Annotated in this window: 3 protein-coding genes; 2 read left to right on the plus strand and 1 reads right to left on the minus strand. The window is 59.0% G+C overall.

What is annotated here, in order from left to right; all coding sequences use genetic code 11:
• Positions 1 to 2,418: DNA polymerase III subunit alpha (gene dnaE, locus ABYT07_RS18110; RefSeq protein ID WP_372993419.1), on the minus strand; the 2,418-nt coding region annotated here is incomplete at its 3' end.
• Positions 2,419 to 2,639: 221 nt separating this feature from the next.
• Here dnaE and xdhA point away from each other — a divergent pair.
• Together xdhA and xdhB are read left to right on the plus strand one after the other, a co-directional pair.
• On the plus strand, positions 2,640 to 4,046 hold the full coding sequence (gene xdhA, locus ABYT07_RS18115; RefSeq protein ID WP_372993420.1) for a xanthine dehydrogenase small subunit: 1,407 nt from the start codon (positions 2,640 to 2,642) through the stop codon (positions 4,044 to 4,046).
• Positions 4,043 to 6,170, plus strand: a 2,128-nt coding sequence (xdhB, locus tag ABYT07_RS18120; protein WP_372993421.1) for a xanthine dehydrogenase molybdopterin binding subunit, incomplete at its 3' end; no start/stop codon positions are given. The genes xdhA and xdhB, both read left to right, overlap by 4 nt.

A 6,170-nucleotide genomic window follows, 5' to 3' on the forward strand; every position in this document is an offset into this window, starting at 1 on the left:
CTTATCCGTCAGGTGGATATCGCAGTTCATCACACCGGCCATGAATTCGACCGGGTGGTTCGCCTTGAGCCATGCGGTTTGATAGCTGACCACGGCATAGGCGGCGGCGTGGGATTTGTTGAAACCGTAGTTGGCGAATTTCTCCAAAAGGTCAAAGACTTCCGATGCTTTTTTCTTGTCCACCCCATTGGCCATCGCACCCTTTTCGAACTTGGGGCGTTCCTTGGCCATTTCCTCGGCAATCTTTTTACCCATCGCGCGGCGCAACAGGTCAGCACCGCCAAGACTATATCCCGCCATGACCTGCGCGATCTGCATAACCTGTTCTTGGTAAACGATGATCCCTTGGGTTTCCTCAAGGATGTGATCAATCGACGGGTGCACGGATTCGCGCTCTTTCAGCCCGTTTTTGACCTCGCAATAGGTCGGGATGTTTTCCATCGGGCCGGGCCGGTACAGCGCCACAAGAGCCACGATATCCTCGATACAGGTAGGTTTCATCCGCTTGAGGGCATCCATCATGCCACTGGATTCCACCTGAAACACCGCAACCGTCTTGGCGCTGGCATACAGCTTGTACGATGCCTCGTCATCCAGCGGGATCGTCGCGATGTCGTCGATCAAACCCTCAGGCGGCTCGAACAATTCGGTCCCGTCTGCACCAATATGCAGATGCCGCCCCGACGCCTTGATCTGGTCCACCGCGTTCTGAATGACGGTCAGGGTCTTTAGGCCCAAAAAGTCGAATTTGACCAGCCCGGCCTGTTCCACCCATTTCATGTTGAACTGGGTCGCGGGCATGTCCGACCGCGGATCCTGATACAGCGGCACCAGCGCGTCCAACGGGCGGTCGCCAATCACAACACCCGCCGCGTGGGTTGATGCGTTGCGCAACAGCCCTTCGACCTGCTGACCATAGTCCAACAGACGCGCGACAACTTCCTCGTTGCGGGCCTCGTCCCGCAGACGCGGCTCGTCTGCCAACGCCTTTTCGATGCTAACGGGTTTGACACCTTCGACCGGTATCATTTTTGACAGACGGTCCACCTGACCATAAGGCATTTGCAAAACCCGTCCGATGTCGCGCACCGCCGCCTTGGACAGCAGCGCACCAAAGGTGATGATCTGCCCCACCTTGTCGCGCCCGTATTTGCGCTGCACATATTGAATCACCTCTTCACGGCGATCCATGCAGAAATCGATGTCAAAGTCAGGCATCGATACGCGTTCGGGGTTCAGAAACCGTTCAAACAACAGCTGATAGCGCAATGGATCAAGGTCGGTAATCGTCAGCGCATAGGCCACCAGCGACCCCGCACCCGACCCCCGTCCCGGCCCGACCGGAATATTCTGATCCTTGGCCCATTTGATAAAATCCGCAACGATCAGGAAATAGCCGGGAAACCCCATGCCTTCAATGATGCCCAGCTCGAAATCAAGGCGCTTTTCATATTCCTCAACGCTTGTTGCATGGGGGATGACTTTCAGCCGGTTCTTCAGCCCCTCATGGGCCTGACGCTTCAGTTCCTCGATCTCGTTATCTGCAAATTTTGGCAAAATCGGATCACGGCGATAGGCCATAAAGCCGCAGCGCTTGGCGATCTCGACAGTATTTTCAATCGCCTCCGGCAGATCAGCAAACAGCGTCACCATCTCGGATTGAGATTTGAAGTAATGCTGAGCGGTCAGACGGCGACGGTCCTGCTGTTGATCGACATAGGCCCCGTCCGCAATGCAGATCAGCGCGTCATGCGCCTCGTACATCGTTGTTTTCGGGAAATAAACGTCATTGGTGGCCACCAGCGGGATGCCCATCGCATAGGCCATCTCGACAAAGCCGCGCTCGGTCAGACGTTCCGCTTCAGGCTGGCCGTTTTCGCCCGGATGGCGTTGCAATTCGATATACAGCCGGTCGCCAAAGACCGCGTGCAAGCGCTTCATCAAGGTCTCTGCTGCCGGGGCCTGCCCCCCTTGCAGCAATTGCCCCACCGGCCCGCCTGCCCCGCCGGTCAGACAGATAATGCCAGCGCTGAATTGCTCAAGCTGGTCCAAGGTTACTTCGGGTACCGCACCGCCCTTGTCGATATACAGACATGAATTCAGCTTCATCAGGTGTTCATACCCGACCTCGGATTGCGCCAGCAGAACGACCGGTGCAGGTTCACGCGGCTTTTCACCCGGTTGCGCAGTGATATAGGCCAAATCCACCTGACAGCCGATGATCGGCTGAACGCCGGCACCCGCCATAGCGACGGAAAACTCCAACGCCGCAAACATGTTGTTGGTATCCGTCAGCGCCATTGCAGGCATGTCTGCCGATTTGCAAAGATCGGGCAGTTTTTTCAGCCGTAGCGCGCCTTCCAGCAAAGAATATTCGGAATGGGTGCGCAGGTGAATGAATCGGGGTGTGTGTGCCATGGACCATGCTTAGGCCAGCCGCGCCCGCGCCACCAGACCTGCATCGCATCCGTGCCGCATTTTCCAGCATCGCAGAATGCGGCATCACCGCTCCGTGTCGAAACCGCTTGCCAATCCCCCCCGACCCCGCCTAGCCTTGCTTAGCAATTGCCCGCGCCACGTTCTACGTCGCATCGAACCTCGCGCATGTCTGGGCCCCGGTACCGCGGCGGAACGAACCTATGGACATCACTTTTCGCCTGAACGGGGAAGTCGTGTCGCTGACCGGCATATCCCCCACAACAACCCTGCTTGACTGGCTGCGCGAAACGAAACACCTGACCGGTACCAAAGAAGGCTGCAACGAAGGCGATTGCGGCGCATGCAGCGTGATGATCAGTGATCAATCTGGCCACCGCGCCCTGAACGGCTGCATCCTGTTCCTGCCCCAGATCAATGGCAAATCCGTGACAACCGTCGAAGGTCTCAGCGCGCCCGATGGCACGCTGCATCCTGTGCAACAAACAATGATCGACCACCACGGCAGCCAATGCGGCTTTTGCACCCCCGGCTTTGCGGTCAGCATGGCCACCGCCCACTTGAACGGCAAAACCGACCACGACACGCAACTGGCCGGCAACCTGTGCCGCTGCACAGGTTACGCCCCGATCATCCGCGCCGCACAAGCAGCCGAAACCCAACCCGTCCCCCACCACCTCAAAACACTTCAACTTCCAAATGGACAAGAATCCTCGGGGGGGCCGGCACAGCCGGATGGGGGCAGACAGCCCCCTCAACACATTCAACCCACCACCACCGATGATCTGGCCCACTGGTACGCCGCCCATCCCGATGCCACGCTGATCGCAGGTGCTACAGATGTCGGCCTTTGGGTCACCAAACAATTCCGCGACCTCGGCGCATCGGCGTTTCTGAACCGGATCGACGACCTGCGCGGCATCACCGACGCTGGCGATCACTGGCGCATCGGCGCGATGACCACGATTGCCGATCTTGAAACCCATTTCGCGCCTCACCATCCCAGCCTCGCCACCATGTTGCGCCGCTACGGATCGGCCCAAGTGCGCAACGCCGCGACCATTGGGGGCAATATCGCCAACGGATCCCCGATCGGCGACGGGTCCCCCGCGCTGATCGCGATGGGCGCTACTTTGCACCTGCGCCACGCCGACAGCCGCCGCAGCCTCCCGCTCGAGGATTTCTTTATCGACTACGGTAAACAAGACCGCGCGCCCGGTGAATTTGTTGAGGCGATTACGATCCCCAAACAACCCGATACGCTGCGCTGCTACAAGCTCAGCAAACGCTTTGATCAGGATATCTCGGCGGTTTGCGGCTGCATCAATCTGATGCGTGACGGCGACACGATCATCAGCGCACGCATCGCTTTTGGCGGCATGGCCGGTACGCCCAAACGGGCCACAGCGACCGAGCATTCACTCCAGAACCAACCCTTTACCGAAGCAACCTTTCGCAGCGCCATGACAATGATCGCAGAAGATTTCCAGCCCCTCTCGGACATGCGCGCGTCAGCCGCTTACCGCCTGCAAACCGCGCAAAACATGCTGCTACGGTATTTTCACGAGGCAGACGGCGTTGAAACCGACCTGCAGCGGGTGACCTCATGAGCGTGGCCAAGCCCCTTCCCCATGACGCCGCCAAGCTGCATGTCACCGGCGCGGCGCGCTATGTGGACGACATCCCCACGCCCGGTGGCACGCTGCACATTGCATTTGGGCTGGGCAAAGTTGCCGCGGGCACAATCACAGCCATAGACCTCAGTGACGTCCGAAACGCCGACGGCGTTGTCGACGTCCTGACCGCTGATGATCTTCCCTTTGCCAATGATGTTTCCCCGTCGAACCATGATGAGCCCCTGCTTGCGACAGATGCGGTACATTACGCGGGGCAACCGGTCTTCATGGTCATCGCCACCAGCCATCTTGCCGCGCGCCACGCGGCACGACTAGGGCAGATCAAGATCGCAGAAACGGACCCGATCCTGACCATCGAACAGGCCCTCGCCGCCAACAGCCGGTTCGAGGATGGCCCGCGCGTCTACCAAAAAGGCGATGCCGCGGCCGCGCTGCCCCAAGCCGTCAATAAACTGAACGGTTCCATCAACATCGGCGGTCAGGAACACTTCTATCTCGAAGGTCAGGCCGCCCTTGCCCTGCCGCAAGACAATGGCGACATGGTCGTCCATTCCTCGACCCAACACCCGACGGAAATTCAGCACAAGGTCGCCGAAGCCCTTGGCTTGCCGATGCACGCAGTACGCGTTGAAACGCGGCGCATGGGCGGTGGTTTTGGCGGCAAGGAAAGCCAAGGCAACGCGTTGGCCGTCGCCTGCGCCGTTGCGGCGGCAAGAACCGGATGCGCCTGCAAGATGCGCTATGACCGCGATGACGACATGATCATCACGGGCAAGCGCCATGACTTTCGCATTGACTACACCGTAGGCTTTGACGCGGACGGGCGGATCACCGCGCTGGATTTCACGCATTACACCCGCTGTGGCTGGTCGATGGACCTGTCTTTACCCGTGGCCGACCGCGCGATGCTGCATGCAGACAATGCTTATCACCTTGATAACATTCGCATCACCTCGCACCGTCTGCGGACCAACACCCAAAGCGCGACCGCCTTTCGCGGTTTCGGCGGCCCCCAAGGCATCGTTGGCATCGAACGGGTTATGGATCACATCGCCCAGAATCTGGATGCCGATCCGCTGTCGGTGCGGCGGGTCAATTACTATGCCGACGCCCCCGGCGACAGCATCCAAACGACCCCCTATGCCCAGCCCGTCACCGACGGTATTATCAACGCGCTGACGGACCGGCTGGTCAAAACCTCCGATTACAAGTCCAGACGCACCGCAATCCGTGACTGGAACGCCAAGCAAAAGGTGCTCAAGCGCGGCATCGCCCTGACGCCCGTGAAATTTGGCATCTCATTCACCCTGACCCACCTAAATCAGGCGGGCGCACTGGTGCATGTGTATCAAGACGGATCGATCCAGCTGAACCACGGTGGCACGGAAATGGGCCAGGGCCTGTTCCAAAAAATTGCCCAAGTCGCCGCCAGCCGCTTTGGCGTCGATGTGAGCGTGGTCAAGATCACCGCGACGGATACAGGCAAAGTGCCAAACACATCTGCAACAGCCGCGTCTTCGGGCACAGACCTGAACGGCATGGCCGTGCAGGCCGCCTGCGACACGATCCGCGACCGCATCACGCACCATCTGGCTGAAACCCATCAGGTATCGCCCGAAGCCGTGACATTTTCGGGTGGCATGGTGACTGTGGGAAAACAAAAGCTCACCTTTGCCGAGGCCGTCACTTCGGCCTATGTGAACCGGGTTTCGCTGTCATCAACCGGATTTTACAAAACGCCAGACATCAAATGGGACCGCATCGCAGGGCGCGGTCAGCCGTTTTTCTACTTTGCTTACGGCGCGGCCGTCACCGAAGTTGTAATTGACACCCTGACCGGCGAAAACCGCATCCTGCGGGCGGATATTTTGCATGACGCCGGGGCATCGCTGAACCCCGCGCTGGACATTGGGCAGATCGAAGGCGGCTATGTACAAGGTGTCGGATGGCTGACCACCGAAGAACTGGTCTGGGACGATCACGGCACACTGAAAACCCATGCGCCATCGACCTATAAAATCCCTGCCTGCTCGGACAGGCCCGATGTCTTTAACGTTGCGTTGTGGGATCAACCGAACCCTGCACAGACGGTCTACC

Source organism: Sulfitobacter sp., assembly GCF_041552635.1.
Classification (GTDB): domain Bacteria; phylum Pseudomonadota; class Alphaproteobacteria; order Rhodobacterales; family Rhodobacteraceae; genus Sulfitobacter.

What these genes read in the sequence shown, in the direction of transcription:
- xdhA (WP_372993420.1), top strand. Translation starts at nt 2,640, where the DNA reads ATGGACATCACTTTTCGCCTGAACGGGGAAGTCGTGTCGCTGACCGGC.